Consider the following 17,206-nt stretch of genomic DNA (forward strand, 5'->3'; position numbering starts at 1 on the left):
GGAATCGGGATGGCGCGCGAAAAACTCGAGGAGCCCCATCCCGTCGATATCCACGTCGGCCGCCGCGTTCAGGAGAAGCGTCTGGGCCTGGGTTTGACCCAAAGCGCCCTGGCGCGCGCCTTGGGCGTCAGTTTCCAGCAGGTTCAGAAGTACGAGAAGGGCACGAACCGCGTCTCGGCCTCGAAACTGTTCGAAATGGCCGACTTCATGAAGGTGGAGATTCCCTACTTCTTTTCGGGTTTTCGTGCGGCCCAGGCCGGCGTGGGCGAGGAGGAGGCGCCCGCCTTCGACCACGAGCCCCGGATGACCAAACACAGTGTCGAGATCGCCCGTCTGGCGCCGCATCTGCCCCTGCGAAATCAGAAGCTGATCCTGGACATGATCCGCGAGATGCTGGGAGACGCCGCCGAAAAGCCGAGCTGAAGGCGGTCAGCCCACCGCCGTGATCTCCACCGTCCGGCCCGCCACCACCACCTCGTCGCCGATGCGCCGGCCCAGAACGGCGCGGGCCAGCGGCGACACATGGCTGACCGAGCCCTTCGCGGGATCGGCCTCGTCCTCGCCGACGATGCGCCAGGTCTGGGATCGCCCGTCGTCGCGCTCGATGCGGACCGAGCCCCCGAAACGAACGCGCCCGTCGGTCTCGCCCGGCTCCACCAACTGGGCCGACGCCCTGCGGGCCGACCAGTAGCGCAGATCGCGGGTGGCGCGGGCCATGGCGGTCCGATCGCTTTCGATCGACCCCTTGATCTGGGCGGCGGCGTAGGCGGCGCGCGCCGAGGCCAGTTCGGCCTCGATTTGGGCCAGGCCTTCGGCCGTGACCAGATTGGGGTGGGGCGAGATCGGCCGGTCCGCCAGGTCGGCGGCGGTGGCTTCCAGATCTTCTTCTCGGGTGAAGGCGACGCTCATCGGCCGAACATAACCATCCCGTCCCCTATAGCCAGCGTCGCGGCGAGCGGGCAAAGCGGGGCGATGACCCAATCCGACCGTCAAGCCGAGCCCGCGATCCATGTGGTCGGCGCCGGACCGGCCGGCCTGACGGCCGCCGAACGCCTGGCCCAGGCGGGATTGAAGGTGGTGGTGCATGAACAGAGGCCGTCTCCGGCGCGAAAACTGCTGATGGCGGGGCGCGGCGGTCTGAACCTGACCCATTCGGAGCCGATGGAGCGTTTTCTGGGCCGGTACGGCCCGGCGGCTGAAACAGCGAGGGCCTGGATCGCCGACTTCGGGCCGGATGATCTGATCGCCTGGGTCGAGGGCCTGGGCCAGCCGACCTTCGTCGGCTCCAGCGGGCGCGTCTTTCCGCGCGCCATGAAGGCCTCGCCCCTGCTCCGCGCCTGGCTGGCGCGTCTGGAAGGGCTGGGCGTCGAAATCCGCACCCGGTCGCGCTGGATCGGCTGGTCGGGGGCGGATCTAGTGTTCGAAACGCCTGACGGCGAGCGGCGAGAGCGGCCTGACGCCGTCGTCCTGGCCCTGGGCGGCGCCAGCTGGCCGCGCCTGGGGTCGGACGGCGACTGGAAGCCTTGGCTGGAGGCCGAGGGTGTGACCGTCGCCCCCTTCCGCCCCGCCAATGTCGGCTTTGACGTGGATTGGTCCGTCGCCTTTCGCGCGCGGTTCGCCGGGCGGCCCCTGAAGCCTGTCTCGGTCCGCCTGAAGGATCGGACGGTCCCGGGCGAGGTCATGCTCACGCGCTATGGACTGGAAGGCGGGGCGATCTACGCCCTGTCCGCGGCCCTGCGTGAGGCGATCGAGGCCGACGGTCAGGTCGACATCCACCTTGATCTGAAGCCCGGCCTGACGGTCGAACAGCTGACGGAGCGTCTGGCGCGGCCCCGGTTCAAGGCCAGTCTGGCCACCCACCTGCGTAAGACGGTGAAACTGGACCCATCGGCCGTCGCCCTCCTGCGCGAGACCGGTTCCCTGCCGGCCGATCCGCTCAGCCTGGCCCAGCGCATCAAGGCCGCGTCCGTTCGGTTGACAGGGTTCCAAGGGCTGGACCGGGCCATCTCCACGGCGGGCGGGGTGGCGCTGGAGGCGGTGGACGCCCGCTCGATGTTGATCGCCAGGCCGGGCGTCTTCGTCGCGGGCGAGATGCTGGACTGGGAGGCGCCGACCGGCGGCTATCTGCTTCAGGCCAGTTTCGCCTCAGGCGTCGCGGCGGCGCGCGGCCTGCTCGACTGGTTGGGGTCGAAGGGCTGAGAGACGGCTCCGGCTCAGCCGGCCGCCTCGGCGGCTTGGGGCTGATCCAGCTGCAGTTCGGGCGGGGCGGCGGTGGTGGCCGCGCCATAGGGCAGATGCAGGATGAAGGCGGCGCCCTTTCCGGGTTCGCTTTCCACCTCGGCCCAGCCGCCGTGCAGTTCGACCAGGGCCTTGACCAGGGCCAGGCCGACGCCCGGTCCGCCCCGCTCGCGCCGGACGAAGCGATCGAACACATGGGCCTGCAGATGATAGGGGATGCCGCGCCCCGTATCGGAGACGGTCAGCCGTACCTCCGACGCGCCGGCCTCGGCCGTCAGGGTGACGGCCCCGCCTTCGGAAACGGCGCGGGCGGCGTTTTCCAGCAGATGATCCAGGGCCTGGCCGATCCGGTGCTCGTCGGCCCGAATGGGGCTGAGATCGGCGGCGCAGGCGACGGTCAGGACGGCGCCGCGCCCCTCGACCTTGGGCCGGACCTTTTCGGCCGCCTCGTTCAGCAGGTCGCAGACCCGGACGTCGCCCAGCGACAGCTCCATCTCGCCGGCGTCGATCTGGGCCATGTCCAGAACGTCGTCGATCGAGCGGGCCAGCTGGACGGCGGCGACGCGGATGGCGCCCGCATGCTGGCGGCTGCGCTCGGGCAGATCGCCCATCGTCTCCAGAAGTTCGGAATAGCCGACGATCGTCGTCAAAGGCGTGCGGAGTTCATAGGAGACATTGCCCACGAACTCGCGCTTCAAGGCTTGGCTTTCCGCCAGGGCCTGTTCGCGCTGAACCAGGGCCTGTTCCAGGCCCCGACGGGCCGTCACGTCGGAAAAGGCGACCAGGGTGGCGCCGTCCGGCAGGGGGCGGGTCTGCCAGGCGGCGATGCGGCCGTCGATCGTGCGTCCCTCGCCCGAGATGGCGATGCGGCTTTCGGGGTCCGGATCGGCGACCCGGGCCTTCAGTCCCAGCCACAGGGCCGGGTCCGGCAGGACGGCCTTGCACAGTTCGGCCAGGGCGTCGAATTCGATCGAGGCGGCGATCCGATCGCTGGGCAGGCGCCAGAAGGTCTCGAAGGCTTCATTGTGCAGCCGCAGCCGCCCGTCCGAGCCGAAGACGGCGACGGCGTCGTTCAGCTTGTCGAGCGTCGCCCTTTGCACCTGGATCTGGGCGTTGAACCGGCTGCGCAGATTCAGTTCGTCGGTGATGTCCGAGAAGATCAGCAATATGCCGCCCAGCGGATGGGGCTGGCGCACGACTCGGAGCGTCCGCCCGTCGGGCAGGGACCAGCTGTCGTCCGGCGCGGCCTGGGACGCGCCGTAGAATTCCAGCTCGCGGGCCTTCCATCCGGCGTAGTCCACCACCTCCGGCAGGCGGCGGCGCTGGCGCAGCCGGTCCAGCAGCTCGGCATGGGTCGGCCGTTCGTCCAGCCAGGCGGGGTCCAGGTCGAACAGGGTCTGGAAGGCGGTGTTGTGAAAGGCCAGGCGTTTGGAGGGGCCGAAGATGGCGACCGCATCGGCGAGGTGGTTCAGCGTCTCGTCGTGGGCGTCGACGTGGCGGCGCAGGGTGTCGCGGGTCTCTTCGGCCTCCGTCACCTCGATGGCGAAGGCGGTCACGGCGCCGCCGGCCGCCGGTTCGGCGATGATCCGCCAGGCCCGGCGATGGCCGCCGCCGGTCGTCCAGCGGAACCCTTCCTGACGCAGCCCCAGCCGGCCCGCCTCGGCGATCAGGGCGTCGGCCCCGCGGTCGAACGACAGGCCCTTGTCCAGCACCTCATCCACCGACTGGGCGCCGAGCTCGCTCAACCAGGCGCGGTTGGCCCAGGCCAGTCGTCCGGCGCCGTCCACGATCCAGGTCGGAATCGGCGAGGCGTCGCCCAGCAGAGACAGGCCGCTCTCGGTCGCATCGGCTCCGGTCAGCACCACGCGGGACGCCGGCGACAGGCGCAGCCAGGCGACCCCGCCGGCGACCCGGCCTTCGACGCGCCAAGGCTCGATGTCGCCGAGGTCGATCAGGCTCTCGAACGCCTTTCCGGCCTCGACCAGGGCCTCGATCGAAACCGCATGGCTCAACCTCAGCCGCGTCAGTATGGCCTGGCCCGCCTCGCCCTGATCCATGCCCGACCCCACGGCGGCGTCCGAGGCGGTCAGTCGGGCGATCAGTTCGGCGGGGCCGATGGGCGCGCCGCTCGCCTCGCCTTCGGCCGTCAAGGCCAGGCTCACGTCGTCGAAGGCGCGCAACATGCTGTCGTGGCGGCTTAGATCGGCCTGGGCGGCGTCACGGTCCCGCTCGGCGGCGGCGACGGCGGCGCTCAGACGCGCGCGCAGCCGCAAGGCCCAGGCGCTGACGCCCAAGGCCAGTCCGGCTGCGCCTGCAGTGGCGACATAGGCGATGTCGGCCTCGGCCATTCTTGTCCTTGAGTCCCGCGCCCTGATTCGCCTTTACCATACCTCAATGCAGCACGAAAAAGTCAGACCCTCCGATCGCGTCATCGCGCCCCGTTGCGCGCCCCGCCGACCGCGGCGATAGCGGACGGATGACAGAGCCCGCTCCCGACCTTTTCGCCCCCTCCCTGGACGATTTCGCGCGTCTGGCCCGTCAGGCCTTCGACGCCCTGCCGGCCGAGTTCAGGGCGGCGGCGGGGGAGGTGGTGTTCCGCATCGACGACTTCGCCGACGAACAGACCCTGGCCGAGATGGAGATCGAAGACCCCTTCGAACTGACCGGCCTCTACTACGGGGTGGACATCGGGCGGCGCGACAGCCTGGGGCCGGCGCCCGAGCCCTCGCGGATCTTCCTGTATCGCCGCCCCATACTGGACGAATGGTGCGAGCGCGGCGACGTGGGCCTGGCCGAGCTGATCGCCCATGTCCTGATCCACGAGATCGGCCACCATTTCGGCCTGTCCGACGACGACATCCACGCCATCGAGGACGCCGCCGACTGAAGCTTCAGGAGGCGGCGGGATAGGGGGTGGTCACGGCGCCGGAGATCATGCCGGGGATGGCTTCGCCCAGGCCCAGCAGGATGAACTGGATGGCCAGGGCGCACAGGATCAGGCCCAGCACCTTGACGATGATGGCCATGCCGACTTCGCCCAGCACCCGGCTCAGATAGCCGGTGAGGGCGAAACAGATGCAGGAGACGACGCAGGCGGCGGCGATGGCGACGACCGAGCCCGCCATGCCGGCGTAACCCAGTTGAGCGGCCTCGCCCGCATTGATGATCACGGCCGAGATGGCGCCCGGACCGATCATCAGCGGGATGGCGAAGGGCACGACCAGACGCTGGAACCGCCGGCGGGCGTAGCCGCGCACATCCTTGCTGTCGCTCAAGGCGTCCTTGTCGGCGAACATCGCCAGAAAGTCCCCGCGCGCCATGTCCAGCCCCAGGAACAGCAGCAAAATGCCCCCGGCGATGCGGAAGGCCGCCAGGGAAATGCCGAAGAACTGCAGCAGGCCCAGGCCCGTGAACAGGAAGAAGCTGAGGAACAGCATGGCGAACAGGCAGATCAGGGCCGAGACCGAGATCCGCTGACGCAGGGTGGCCCCGGCGGTCGCGGCGGCGAAGATCGGCAGATTGCCGATCGGGTCCAACAGGGCGAACAGGGTCACGAACAGGTTGACACCCAGATCGACCGCGTTCATCGCCTCGCCTCGCTCTTGAAATTCAACACGCCGGCCGCGCCGACGCACCTTCAGCGTCCCGGCATAGCCGCTCAGCGCGAGTCCGTCGATGACCCAGGTCCAAACCGTCGCCCCCAATCGCGGTCCCGACGAACGGATCATCTGCGCCCTGGACGTGCCGACGGTCGCAGAGGCCGCCGCCCTGGTCGGGCGGGTTCAGGATGCGGCGGGCTTCTACAAGATCGGACTGCAGCTATTCGCCGTCGGCGGCATGGAGCTGGCGCGCGACCTGAAGGCCGAGGGCCGCAAGGTGTTTCTGGACTGGAAGCTGCACGACATCGGCGCGACGGTCGAAAAGGCGGCGGCGAATCTGGCGGCCTCGGGTTGCGACCTCCTGACCGTCCACGCCCGGCCCCAGGTCATGGCGGCGGCGGCGCGGGGCGTGGCCGGATCAGGGCTCAAGGTTTTGGGCGTGACCGTTCTGACCAGCCTGACGGCCGAGGATCTGGCGGCGGACGACCACAGTCTGTCGCCGGCCGAACTGGTGGAGCTGCGTGTGCGGCAGGCGCTTGAGGCGGGGATCGACGGGGTGGTCTCCAGCCCGCAGGAGGCGGCCCGGGTGCGCGAGATCGCACAGGCCGCCGGCCGGCCCGACTTTCTGATCGTGACGCCCGGCGTTCGGCCTGCGGGGTCGGCCCTGGACGATCAGGCCCGCGCCGCCACGCCCGAGGCTGCGCTTCAGGCCGGCGCCACCCATCTGGTGATCGGCCGGCCGATCACGGCGGCGGCCGACCCCCGCGCCGCCGCCCTGGCCGTCGCCGAAAGCATCGCCCTGATCTGATCAGCCGCGCTCGCCCGGTTCCTGGGCGTAGTACTGGCGGGGCGGGGCTTGCGGCGGAACATTGCCGGGCGGCGGCAGGTCGCCGTAATAGTCCGTCGTCGTCGGCGGCGGCGGCGGCGGAGGGGGAGGCGGCGGCAGGGGTTCAGGCTCCCCGTAGATCGGCGGGTGTTCGACATAGGGCGTCGGCGCCGGAACGGACCCTTCCTCCCTATAATAGCCGCCCGCCTCATAGGCCCGCTCTTCATAGGCGCGCTCTTCGTAGACGTGCGCCTCATAGGCGTCTCGGCGGCTCAGGTCGCGCCGATCCTCGTAGCGCATCTCGCGGTCGTGACCCGGATACGGCGGGCGGCAGCCGCAGTCGATCGGCGGGTGAGGCCGATAGGGGCGCCAGCCGATATAGTCGCGACCGAAGCCATAGACCGGATAGCCGACAGGGGCGCTGACGGGCGCAGGCCCCACGAAGACCACCGCCGGGGCGGACGCATAGCTCCCGCCGACGGCGCCGCCCTCGGCATAGCCGCCGCCGACATAAACGACCCCGCCCCCGCCTCCGCCTCCGCCGTGACGGCTGAAGCTGTACGACTGGGAATAGGCGCGGGCGTTGATCGCCGAATAGGCCGAAGCCCCGGCGTAGGCCGAGGCGTTGGCCACCGCATTCGCATTCACGTTCACATTGACGTTGCTGTTGTGGCCGCCGCCGTAATGACCCCCGCCGGGGTGTCCGCCCTGATGCCCGCCGCCGCAGCCTCCACAGCCGCCGTGAGCGCCGGAAGGACCGCCCGCCAGAGCGGGTGCGGCGGAAAGCAGGAGGACCGCAGACGCGGCGGCGATGATGGGCTGTGTCATTGCGGGACAGACTCCTTGACTTGAGTCTTGTCTCGGCAATTGTCGCGCCGTCGGCGCCCGTCAGAAATCGACGGCCAGACCCTTTTTCTCCCAATCGCCGTAGCGGGTCGGTTCAGGCCCCGTCGGACCGCCGTATTCGGTTGCGGCCGCCGCGCCCTCCTCGGCCATGCGGCGTTCGGCCGCCTCCAGCAGGGCGCGGCGGGCGACCGTGCTCAGCGGTCTTTCGGGCGTGGCGTGGGGGACGTCCTGGTTGAAGGCGGGGGTTTCCCCATCCTCCGCCGCAGCTTCGGCCGGATCGGGGGTGGGATGTTCGGTCACAGGTCGGCTCCCTTGAGGACGGTGGCTCATGGCCTCAAATAGTCGATCAAAGCCGCGACGCCACAAAAAGCCGCCGACGGCGACGGAACGACGATGAACCATCTGAAGACCTTCATTCTTCTGGCCGCCCTAACGGCGCTCTTCGGGGGGCTGGGCTATCTGATCGGCGGCGCGACCGGCATGGCGATCGCCCTGGTCTTCGCCGGCGGCATGAATCTGTTCAGCTACTGGAACGCCGACAAGATCGTCATGAAGATGTACCGGGCCCAGCCGGTCGATGAGCAGCATCCCAATGCGGTGGTCCGCAACTATGTCGCCGACGTGCGCCAGATGGCGCGCGACGCCGGCCTGCCCCAGCCCCAGGTCGCCATCATCCCCAGCGACCAGCCCAACGCCTTCGCCACCGGCCGCAATCCGGAGCGCGCGGCCGTCTGCGCCACCACCGGTCTTCTGGACATGCTGACCCGCGACGAGGTGCGCGGCGTGATGGCGCACGAGCTGGCCCATGTGAAGAACCGCGACACCCTGATCATGACGGTGACGGCCACCATCGCCGGGGCCATCGCCGCCCTGGCCAACTTCGCCCTGTTCTTCCAGGGCGGCGACGACCGCGAGCGGCCGGGTGGTCTGATCGGAACCCTGGCCCTGATGATCCTGGCGCCCATGGCGGCCGGCCTGGTGCAGATGGCGATTTCGCGCAGCCGCGAATATGAGGCCGATCGCGTCGGGGCGGAGATCGCCAATGACCCTCACGCCCTGGCCTCGGCCCTGCAAAAGATCGAGGCCTACGCCAAGCGGATCCACAATCCGACGGCCGAGCGCAATCCCGCCTCCGGACAGCTGTTCATCATCAATCCCCTGGCCGGGCGCGGGGCGGACAATCTGTTCTCGACCCACCCGGCGACCGGCAATCGCGTTCGGGCTCTGGTGGAGCTGGGCGCGAAGATGGGGATGCGGCCGCGCCAGACGGCGCCCGCGTCCGCCCGGGCGGTTCCGCTCTCGGCCGTCCCCGCGACGCCCCGGCGCCTGACCACCGGCGTGCCCGCCACCCCGGCCGAGCCGCGCGGTCCCTGGGGCTGAGCGTCGCGCGGGGCCTTTTGGATTTGCACTTCCGTCGAGGACTCCGTCAGATAGCAGATTAAAGCGAGAGCATGATTCACGCTTCTATCGGAACCGCGAAGCGGTTCCGTCCGAAACGATCATGCTCTAAGCCAATCAGGGGGTCCTATGTCGCGTCTGCTCGCCTTCGTTTCCGCCGCCGCTCTTCTGGCCACGCCCGTCGCGGCCCAGTCGGTGAACCGGACCACCGTCAACGGCATCATCGACCAGGGGCTGAACCACAGCCAGGTGATGCAGACGGCCGCCTATCTGACGGACCGGATCGGCGGGCGAATGACCAATTCGCCGCAGATGCGGGAGGCGGAACGCTGGACCCAGCAGCAGTTCCGCGACTGGGGCCTGTCGAACGTCCGGGCCGAGGGGTTCGAGTTCGGGCGGGGCTGGTCCATCGTCCGCTCCAGCGCCCGCATGACGGCGCCGCGACCGCTGGACCTGAGGGCCATTCCGGTGGCCTGGACCCCTTCGACCAACGGGGTGATCAGCGGCGGCGTGATCGTGGCGCCGATCTCCAAGGTCGAGGATTTCGACAAATGGCGGGGCAAGCTGTCGGGCAAGATCGTCATGCTGTCCCAGCCCGGAACGGGGTCCGAGCCGACTGAACCGGCGTTCAAACGCTGGACCGGCGCAGAGCTGGCCGAGCGCAACACCTATGTGCAACCCCAGTATTCGCCCGCTGCGATCGAGCGCCAGCTGAAGACCGCCGATTTCGCGGCGCGGCTCGACGCCTTCCTGGTCGAGCAGGGCGCCCTGGCCTGGGTGAGGATTTCCCAGCGGGACGGCGGCCTGCTGCACGGCACGGGCTATACCTATCAGGTCGGCGCGACGCCCAAGCTGGCGGGCATGGAGCTGGCGGCTGAGGACTATCGTCGTCTGGCGCGGCTGGCCCTGACCGATACGCCGCCCACGCTGGAACTGATGAGCGAGGTCCAGTTCCATGACGAGGACGTCAACGCCTACAACATCCTGGCCGACATCCCCGGCAGCGGGGGAACCAGCGAATACGTCATGGCGGGCGCCCATCTGGACAGCTGGGTCGCTTCGGACGGAGCGGTGGACAACGCCGCCGGCAGCGCAGTGGTCATGGAGGCCGCACGCATCCTGAAGACCCTGAACGTGAGGCCCAAACGCACCATCCGTTTCGCCCTGTGGAGCGGCGAGGAACAGGGCATCCTGGGCTCTTTGGCCTATGTCGACAGGCATCTGGCCACTCGCGCGCCCTCGAACGATCCAGCGTTGGCGAACCTGCCGAACAACCGAACCTGGCGCAGCCGCTGGCCGATCCAGCCGCGCGAAGGCTATCGGGATCTGGTCGCCTATTTCAACCTGGACAACGGCTCGGGCAAGATCCGGGGCATCAACGCCGAGGGCAATGTGGCCGCAGTCCCGATCTTCCAGGAATGGCTTGCGCCCTTCGCCAGCATGGGGGCGACCACCGTGTCCCTGCGCCCTTCGGGCGGCACCGACCACGTCTATATGCAGACGGTCGGCGTGCCGGGGTATCAGTTCATTCAGGATCCGCTCGACTATTCCAGTCGCCTGCACCACACCAGTATCGACAGCTATGACCACCTGAAGCCGGAGGACATGCGTCAGGCGGCGATTATCCTGGCCAGCTTCCTGCTGAACGCGGCCAACCGCGACGAGCCCCTGCCGCGCATGCCCCTGCCGACCGAGCCGACGCCGACGGACCCGTACGAATATCCGGCGGACTGATAAGCGGATCCCCTCTCCCATTGGGAGAGGGCTTGAGCGCCCGAGAGCGTAGCGATCGGTCTCGCGCGAAAGGGAGAGGGTTGCGGCGGTGCGACTGTCCCACCGTCCGGCCCTCATCCGTCCGCTTCGCGGCCACCTTCTCCCAACGGGAGAAGCAAGTTTCAGGTCACGCCCGCTCCACGCACATCGCCACGCCCATTCCCCCGCCGATGCACAGGGTGGCGAGGCCCTTCTTCGCGCCGGACCGCTTCATCTCGAACAGAAGCGTGGTCAGGATGCGGGCGCCCGAGGCGCCGATGGGATGGCCGATGGCGATGGCGCCGCCGTTGACGTTGACCTTGGCCGGGTCGAGGCCCAGCTCCTTGACCACGCACAGGCTCTGGGCGGCGAAGGCCTCGTTGGATTCGATCAGGTCCAAATCCGCGACCGTCCAACCCGCCTTTTCCAGCGCCTTCTTCGAGGCGGGGATCGGCCCCGTGCCCATGATCGACGGATCGACCCCGGCGGTGGCGGAGGCGGCGATGCGGGCCAGGGGCTCAAGCCCGCGCGCCTTCGCCTCTTCGGCGCTCATCAGCACCAGGGCGGCGGCGCCGTCGTTCAGGCCCGAGGCGTTGGCGGCGGTGACGCTGCCGTCCTTGGCGAAGGCGGGCCGCAGCTTCTGCATCAGCTCCAGGGTGGCGCCGTGGCGGATGTATTCGTCCTGGTCCACGACCACGTCGCCCTTCTTGCCGGGGATGACCACCGGGGCGATCTCCTCGGCGAACCTGCCGGCCTTCTGCGCCGCCTCGGCCTTGTGCTGGCTGGCCAGGGCGAACTCGTCCTGGGCCTCGCGGGTGATGCCCCATTTGTCGGCGATGTTCTCGGCGGTCTGGCCCATGTGATAGCCGTTGAAGGCGTCCCACAGGCCGTCCTTGATCATGGTGTCGATCAGGGCGACGTCGCCCATCTTGTGGCCCGTGCGCAGCTGCTGGGCGTGGGGCGCCTGGCTCATGCTCTCCTGTCCGCCGGCGACCACGATCCCGGCGTCGCCCAGGGCGATCTGCTGGGCGGCGACGGCGACGGCCCGCAGGCCCGAACCGCAGATTTGGTTCAGGCTCCAGGCCGGCGCGGACTGGCGCACGCCGGCGCCGACCGCCGCCTGACGCGCCGGGCCCTGGCCGGCCGCAGCCTGAAGCACATGGCCCAGGATCACCTCGTCCACCTCATCGCCCGCGACCCCGGCCCGCTCCAGCGCCGCCTTGATGGCGATCTCGCCCAGCTTGGAGGCGGGCAAGGACGACAGGGCGCCGAGGAACGACCCGACGGGGGTGCGGGCGGCGGAGACGATGACGACCTCGGTCATGGGATTTCACTCTCTGCGGAATTATCGAGTGGCTCTTTTGCCGCATATGGGCGGCTTCGTCACCTGTCGGAGCAAACACCGCCCCGGATTCAGTCCTTCGTCATCCTGACGGCGCATTGTGTCGGAACGATAGGGACGATCTTGGATTTGATTGGCCATGCTGGGAACGCTGAAACGCCTTGTCACCCATGTCTGCACGCCGGACGAGCTGGACATGATCGAGCACTATCAGACCCGCGCCGAAAGGCTGGCGGACCTCTGGGTCCATGCGGTGGGTCTGATGCTGGCGGCCGTCGGCGGCGTCGTTCTGGCGGGCTTGGCAGGGGTCTATACGGGGGTCGGAGGCGTTCTGGCCACGGCCATCTACGCCCTGTGCCTGATCGGCATGCTGACCGCCTCGACCCTGTATAACTGGACCAACCCGTGCGCGGCCCGTCCGGTGCTTCGCCGCCTGGATGAGGCGGCCATCTTCCTGATGATCGCCGGCAGCTACACCCCCTTCACCACCCAGAGGTTCGAAGGTCTCTGGTCGATCGGCTTCACCGCCCTGATCTGGACCCTGGCCTTCGTGGGCGCCGGGGTGAAGCTGTTCGCGCCGCGCATATCCGACCGGTTCTGGAGCGCGGTCTATGTCGTTTTCGGCTGGCTGGCCGTCGCAGCTCTGAAGCCAATGGTGGAGACGGTCCACCCCGTCGCCCTGGCCCTGCTGGTTCTGGGCGGGCTGATCTATACGGCCGGGGTGCTGGTCTTCATCAGCCCGAAGGTGCCGTTCCGCCGCGCCATCTGGCACGGTTTCGTCGTCACCGGGGCGACGGTGCATTGGACGGCCGTCCTGGTCGGGGTCGTACTGGCCCCGGCGATGAGCCACTGAGGCCTTGCGGCGCGCTTGGGATCAGCCTCTAGCGCTTCGCGCCGCAACGGACGATAGTGGCGCGTTGCAAAATCGCGAGAACAAGCGTGGCTGACGAAAACATCAAGGGCGGAAAGATTGGCGAAGGCGATCAGGTCGTCATCAAGAAGTATGCGAACCGGCGTCTCTACAATACGCGCAGCAGCACCTATGTGACCTTGGACGACCTTGCCGCCATGGTGCGCGAGGGGACCGAGTTCGTCGTCTATGACGCCAAGACCAACGACGACCTGACGCGCCAGATCCTGACCCAGATCATCTTCGAAGAGGAAAGCCGGGGCGAGGCCCTGCTGCCGGTCCAGTTCCTGCGTCAGCTGATCGGCTTCTACGGCGGCTCGATGCAGGGCGTTCTGCCCTCCTATCTGGAAATGTCCCTGACCAACTTCAGCCGTCAGCAGGAGCAGTTCGCCAGTCAGATGAGCCGGGCCTTCGGCGCCGGCGCCGGCGCGACCCTGATCGAGGAGGCGGCCAAGACCAATATGGCCGTGTTCGAACGGGCGATGCAGATGTTCCCCGGCTTCGGCTATGGCCGAAGCGAGCCGGCCGCCCCGCCGGCGGCGGAAACCAAGGCGGCCGCAGACAGCGACGCCCTGGAGGAGATGCGCCGCCAGATGGACGAAATGCGCGCCCAGATCGACCGTCTCGCCGAGTCCAAGCCGAAATGACCGATCGGATCCAGGCGGTCAGCGGACCTGAGCGCGTGGATCGCCGCGAAGGTGAAAGGCGCGAGCGCGAACGGCGCGCTCAGCAGGCGGCGGCCAAGGCCCTGGTCCCGGCGCCGCTGACCGAGGCTGAGGCCGAGGCTGCAACGGGGTCCTCGGCAAGACCTGCCGTCCATACGGCCGGCGAACCCGGCGCGGCGGCCTTTGTGGCCCAGCAGATGGGCCAGAAGGGGCAAAGGCGCGGCCTGAAGGGCGGTCCTCCGGTTCTGAACGCCGCGCGCGCCGCCTATTTGGGGGCTGAATATTCGGGCGAGGCCGAGCGACGGCCGCCGGTCGGGCGCGCGTCCAAGACCGACGTCTGATCGGGCGTTAGGCGTCGGGCGGCACGGAACTTGCTGAAGGCGTATCGAAACGCCTCCGCCAGGACACGCCATGCCCGCCGCCCTCAGCCTCGCCGCCAAGGTCTTCGACGTCGCCGTCGTGGCGCTGATCTTCACCGCCTTTTCCTAAATCGTCTTTTCGCCGCCCCGCGCACCGGCCGTCAGTTGGCTAGGTCGAAATCCTTGCGCGACGCGATGATGGTCACGATGAAGCCGGCCAGCACGTCCAGCAGGATCATCACCACGATCAGAAAGAAGGTCGAGGTGGCGAAGCCGCGGATCAGCAGGAATTCGACCAGGACGATGATGAACAGGACCATCGACAGGGCGTGATTGACGATGGCCACCCTCTGGCTCGACGTCGACTTGACCAGTTCGAAGAACAGCAGGATCAGGCCGACGAACAGGATCAGGTCGCCCGAGCCGACGTTCCACTGCGCCCCTGACGCCATGGGGATGGAGAACAGCGGATCGCGCAGCAGGGCGTCGGCCTGGCTCATGCCGCCGTTTCCGTCGGCGCCGAACAGCACGACGATATTGTAGAGGATCACCGGGATCAGCAGCAGGGGTATGGCGATCAGCATGGCGGCTCCTCTCCCCGGCGCAACGGCTGCGCTTCCTAAGCCTGATTAACCCTATTGCGACCGTTCGTCACCTGCGGGGAAAGCAGCCGGCGCGACTGAGGGCGGACGGCGCCGGGCGCCCCAGGGCCGCACCGATCCAGCGCGCCGTCTCGATCAGGGCGTCCAGGTCATAGCCGGTCTGAAACCCGGCGCGCTCCAGCATATAGACCAGATCCTCGGTGGCGATGTTTCCGGTGGCGCCGGGCGCGAAGGGACAGCCGCCTATGCCCCCGACCGAGGCGTCCAGCACGTCCACCCCCGCCTCCACCCCGGCATAGGCGTTCGCCAGGCCGGTGTTGCGCGTGTCGTGGAAATGCAGGCGAAGGCGCGCCTCCGGCGCCGCCCGGCGGGCGGCCTCGACCTTGCGCGTCACCGCCCAGGGATCTCCGGCGCCGATGGTGTCGGCCAGGGCGATTTCACCGACGCCCAGGGCGCCGATCGCCCCCACAAGGTCGCCGACCTGCTGAACCGAGACTTCTCCGTCAAACGGACAGCCCCAGACGCATGACAGGGTCGCCGACAGAGAGGGGACAACGTCGGACGTCTGGCTGTTGTGACGGCGGGCGACGATCTCGCCCAGCATCGACAGCTGGTCCTTGATCGTCAGGCCCTGGTTCTTCAGGCCGAATCCGTCGGTGGCGGAAAGCGAGACATTGACCTCGTCCACGGCCGTGGTCAGGGCGCGATCATAGCCTCGGCCGTTCAGCACCAGACCGATGCGGCTGCGTCCGGCTTCGTGAGGCAGGGCCGCCATCACCGTTTCCGCCCCGGCCATCTGCGGCACATATTTAGGATGGACGAAGGAGACGGCCTCGATCCGCCGGGCTCCGGCCGCCTCCAGCCGCCGCACCAGCTCGGCGCGGACGGCGGGGTCCAGCACGGCCTTTTCGTTTTGAAGCCCGTCACGGGGCCCGACCTCGACGATCTGGATGAAGCGGCTCATCGCGTCGCCGCCGTCGCGGGGGCGGCTTGCGTCGCAGGCTCCGCCGTGCGGGGCGGAGGCGCATAGACGGTCAGGCTCACCTCGTCTCCGGCGGAATAGTTGTAGCCCCGCACCACGCCGACCGCCCGGCCCGCCACACCCAGCCGCCCGGCGGCGGCGCGGAAGGCGTCGGCGTCGCGTCCCTCGACGATGGCCGGCCGTCCTTCGGCCAGGGCGTCGGCCGCGCCTTGGGCGTCGGTCAGATCCGTGTCCCGACCGGTCAGGAAGACGAAGCTCGGCTCATGGAAGCCGGTGATGGCGACCGGTCCAGGGGTGCGGCCCTGGCGGGGATGCAGGTCCGCCGCCTCAAGGGTTTTCTCCAGTCTCGGTGCGATGGCCAGGGGGCGCAGTTGGCGGATGGTGCCCGACAAGGCGGCGTGGGCCACGATTCCAAAGGCCAGGGACGCGACCAGCGCCGCCACCGGCGCCCGGTTCAACAGCAGGAAGCCGCCGACAGCCGCCGCCGCCAGGGTCGATCCGACCGTCAGAGCCGCCCAGGTCTGGGCCGTCGAGGTGCCGTAGACGGTCAAGCCATAGACGGTGATGCCGCAGATCAGGACGGCGGCGAATACCGCCAGGGCCGCGCCGGTGATCCGCGAGACCTTGCCGATCGGCCGGGCCAGGGCGGCGGCGGCCAACAGGGCCAGGGCGCCGAAGGTCGGCAGGGTGTAGTGCCACAGCTTGGTCGGGGCCAGTTCGAACATCAGCCAGCCGGGAACCAGCCAGCAGACCAGGAAGCGAATGGCCGGCTCGGCCCGACGGGACCAGCCGGTCGCGACGGCGGCAGGCAGCAGCAGGGTGGAGGGGAAGAACAGCAGGGGCGCGAGAAGCACATACATCCCCGGGAAGCCGGAATGGCTTTCATGGGCCCCGGCGATCTTGGGCGCCAGGTCGCCGCCGATGGCTTCGCGCCAGAAGCCCCCGTCGGTGGCGATGGTGATGGCGATCGCCCAGGGGCCGACCATCAGGGCCACCAGCGGCAGGCCCCAGCCCCAGCCCAGCCGGCCCAGCCAGCGGACGTCGCGGTCCCAGATCGACAGGGCCAGGATCGCCAGGGCCACGACCAGAAGGCCGATCGGCCCCTTGATCAGGATCGACAGCCCCAGGCCCAGCCAGAACAGAAGCTTGTGGGGCCGGATCGGTCGTTCCCCGGCTCGGGTCGCCATATAGATTCGCGCCAGGGCGGCCATGGCCAGGGTGGTGGCGCCGCACAGCATGGCGTCCGTCTTGGCGATCCCGGCCTCGGTGGACAGAAGGAAGGTCGCCCCCATGATCGCGCCGCCGAAGAAGCCGACGCGCGCGCCCAGCAGGGCCGAACCCGCCCAGGCGACAGCCCAGGCGGCCAGCATGGCCCCCAGGAGAGAGGGGATCCGATAGGGGGCGATCTCGCGATCCTCGGGGTCCGAGGTCAGGGCGACGGCGGCGGCCTGCAGCCAATAGATGCCGACCGGCTTCTTCCAGCGCGGCTCGTCTTGGAAGCGGATGTCCACATAGTCGCCGCTCTCCAGCATCTGGACGGTGGCCTGGGCGAAGCGGCTTTCGTCCCGATCCAGCGGCGGCAGGAGCAGCAGGCCCGGCAGGCCGGCGACCAGCGTCAACAGGGCCGCCAGCAGGGGGCCTCTCCAGCCGGCGATGCGGCGATCCAGATCGAAGCTCTTCATGAGAG

At 68.9% G+C, this 17,206-nt stretch carries 18 protein-coding genes; 9 read left to right on the forward strand and 9 right to left on the reverse strand.

Features of this window, described 5'->3' with window-relative positions; genetic code table 11:
- Positions 1 to 9: 9 nt before the first annotated feature.
- The gene (locus GGQ93_RS08655; RefSeq protein WP_182715039.1) at positions 10 to 423 is read left to right on the forward strand and encodes a helix-turn-helix domain-containing protein; all 414 of its coding nucleotides are present in this window, start codon (positions 10 to 12) and stop codon (positions 421 to 423) included.
- Between the two features lie 6 nt (positions 424 to 429).
- On the opposite strand, the gene greA is transcribed toward GGQ93_RS08655, so the two are convergent.
- On the reverse strand, positions 430 to 909 hold the full coding sequence (greA, locus tag GGQ93_RS08660) for a transcription elongation factor GreA (protein ID WP_183216422.1): 480 nt from the start codon (positions 907 to 909) through the stop codon (positions 430 to 432).
- 63 nt (positions 910 to 972) lie between these two features.
- Here greA and GGQ93_RS08665 point away from each other — a divergent pair, with 63 nt between their 5' ends.
- The gene (locus tag GGQ93_RS08665) at positions 973 to 2,199 is read left to right on the forward strand and encodes a BaiN/RdsA family NAD(P)/FAD-dependent oxidoreductase (RefSeq protein WP_183216424.1); all 1,227 of its coding nucleotides are present in this window, start codon (positions 973 to 975) and stop codon (positions 2,197 to 2,199) included.
- 14 nt (positions 2,200 to 2,213) lie between these two features.
- Here GGQ93_RS08665 and GGQ93_RS08670 read toward each other — a convergent pair whose 3' ends face one another.
- A complete protein-coding gene (locus GGQ93_RS08670; protein ID WP_183216426.1) occupies positions 2,214 to 4,586 on the reverse strand; it encodes a sensor histidine kinase in 2,373 nt (790 codons plus the stop codon).
- A 128-nt stretch (positions 4,587 to 4,714) separates the two neighbouring features.
- Between GGQ93_RS08670 and GGQ93_RS08675 the strand changes: the two genes are divergently transcribed.
- Positions 4,715 to 5,125 (forward strand): metallopeptidase family protein, encoded by a 411-nt coding sequence (locus GGQ93_RS08675; protein WP_152949231.1) that lies wholly within the window; start codon positions 4,715 to 4,717, stop codon positions 5,123 to 5,125.
- Between the two features lie 4 nt (positions 5,126 to 5,129).
- Here the strand turns inward: GGQ93_RS08675 and GGQ93_RS08680 are convergent, their stop codons facing one another.
- Entirely contained in the window at positions 5,130 to 5,825 is a 696-nt protein-coding gene (locus tag GGQ93_RS08680; protein WP_054766783.1) for a MarC family protein, read from the reverse strand.
- A gap of 88 nt (positions 5,826 to 5,913) precedes the next feature.
- Between GGQ93_RS08680 and pyrF the strand changes: the two genes are divergently transcribed.
- Positions 5,914 to 6,645 carry an orotidine-5'-phosphate decarboxylase gene (gene pyrF / locus GGQ93_RS08685; protein ID WP_054764384.1) on the forward strand — a complete coding sequence of 244 codons (732 nt, stop codon included), beginning with the start codon at positions 5,914 to 5,916 and terminating at the stop codon, positions 6,643 to 6,645.
- Here pyrF and GGQ93_RS08690 read toward each other — a convergent pair whose 3' ends face one another.
- Positions 6,646 to 7,491 carry a hypothetical protein gene (locus GGQ93_RS08690; protein ID WP_183216428.1) on the reverse strand — a complete coding sequence of 282 codons (846 nt, stop codon included), beginning with the start codon at positions 7,489 to 7,491 and terminating at the stop codon, positions 6,646 to 6,648. It abuts the gene before it with no gap.
- 60 nt (positions 7,492 to 7,551) lie between these two features.
- On the reverse strand, positions 7,552 to 7,809 hold the full coding sequence (locus tag GGQ93_RS16415; protein ID WP_224761134.1) for a DUF1674 domain-containing protein: 258 nt from the start codon (positions 7,807 to 7,809) through the stop codon (positions 7,552 to 7,554).
- Positions 7,810 to 7,902: 93 nt separating this feature from the next.
- Between GGQ93_RS16415 and htpX the strand changes: the two genes are divergently transcribed.
- Both htpX and GGQ93_RS08705 read left to right on the forward strand, forming a co-directional pair.
- A complete protein-coding gene (gene htpX, locus GGQ93_RS08700) occupies positions 7,903 to 8,889 on the forward strand; it encodes a zinc metalloprotease HtpX (RefSeq protein ID WP_183216430.1) in 987 nt (328 codons plus the stop codon).
- A 147-nt stretch (positions 8,890 to 9,036) separates the two neighbouring features.
- Positions 9,037 to 10,641, forward strand: coding sequence for a M20/M25/M40 family metallo-hydrolase (locus tag GGQ93_RS08705; RefSeq protein ID WP_183216432.1), 1,605 nt, complete (start codon positions 9,037 to 9,039; stop codon positions 10,639 to 10,641).
- Between the two features lie 166 nt (positions 10,642 to 10,807).
- On the opposite strand, the gene GGQ93_RS08710 is transcribed toward GGQ93_RS08705, so the two are convergent.
- Positions 10,808 to 11,983, reverse strand: coding sequence for an acetyl-CoA C-acetyltransferase (locus GGQ93_RS08710; RefSeq protein ID WP_183216434.1), 1,176 nt, complete (start codon positions 11,981 to 11,983; stop codon positions 10,808 to 10,810).
- 157 nt (positions 11,984 to 12,140) lie between these two features.
- Between GGQ93_RS08710 and trhA the strand changes: the two genes are divergently transcribed.
- The 3 genes from trhA to GGQ93_RS08725 all read left to right on the forward strand — a co-directional run bounded on the left by trhA (position 12,141) and on the right by GGQ93_RS08725 (position 13,917).
- Complete coding sequence (trhA, locus tag GGQ93_RS08715) at positions 12,141 to 12,854, forward strand: PAQR family membrane homeostasis protein TrhA (RefSeq protein WP_054764378.1); 714 nt, start codon at positions 12,141 to 12,143, stop codon at positions 12,852 to 12,854.
- Between the two features lie 86 nt (positions 12,855 to 12,940).
- On the forward strand, positions 12,941 to 13,558 hold the full coding sequence (gene phaR / locus GGQ93_RS08720) for a polyhydroxyalkanoate synthesis repressor PhaR (protein WP_182713779.1): 618 nt from the start codon (positions 12,941 to 12,943) through the stop codon (positions 13,556 to 13,558).
- Positions 13,555 to 13,917, forward strand: coding sequence for a hypothetical protein (locus tag GGQ93_RS08725; RefSeq protein ID WP_054764376.1), 363 nt, complete (start codon positions 13,555 to 13,557; stop codon positions 13,915 to 13,917). The genes phaR and GGQ93_RS08725 overlap by 4 nt, the downstream gene beginning before the upstream one ends.
- Before the next feature lie 179 nt (positions 13,918 to 14,096).
- Here GGQ93_RS08725 and GGQ93_RS08730 read toward each other — a convergent pair whose 3' ends face one another.
- From GGQ93_RS08730 to GGQ93_RS08740, 3 genes are all read right to left on the reverse strand, one after another.
- Positions 14,097 to 14,519: a hypothetical protein gene (locus GGQ93_RS08730; RefSeq protein WP_182713778.1), complete on the reverse strand. Its 423-nt coding sequence runs from the start codon at positions 14,517 to 14,519 to the stop codon at positions 14,097 to 14,099.
- Positions 14,520 to 14,586: 67 nt separating this feature from the next.
- The gene (locus tag GGQ93_RS08735) at positions 14,587 to 15,501 is read right to left on the reverse strand and encodes a hydroxymethylglutaryl-CoA lyase (protein WP_183216436.1); all 915 of its coding nucleotides are present in this window, start codon (positions 15,499 to 15,501) and stop codon (positions 14,587 to 14,589) included.
- Positions 15,498 to 17,201, reverse strand: coding sequence for an ArnT family glycosyltransferase (locus GGQ93_RS08740; protein WP_182713776.1), 1,704 nt, complete (start codon positions 17,199 to 17,201; stop codon positions 15,498 to 15,500). The genes GGQ93_RS08735 and GGQ93_RS08740 overlap by 4 nt, the downstream gene beginning before the upstream one ends.
- Positions 17,202 to 17,206 lie beyond the last annotated feature (5 nt).

Origin of the sequence: Brevundimonas aurantiaca, from assembly GCF_014199955.1 — a bacterium.
Taxonomy (GTDB): domain Bacteria; phylum Pseudomonadota; class Alphaproteobacteria; order Caulobacterales; family Caulobacteraceae; genus Brevundimonas; species Brevundimonas aurantiaca.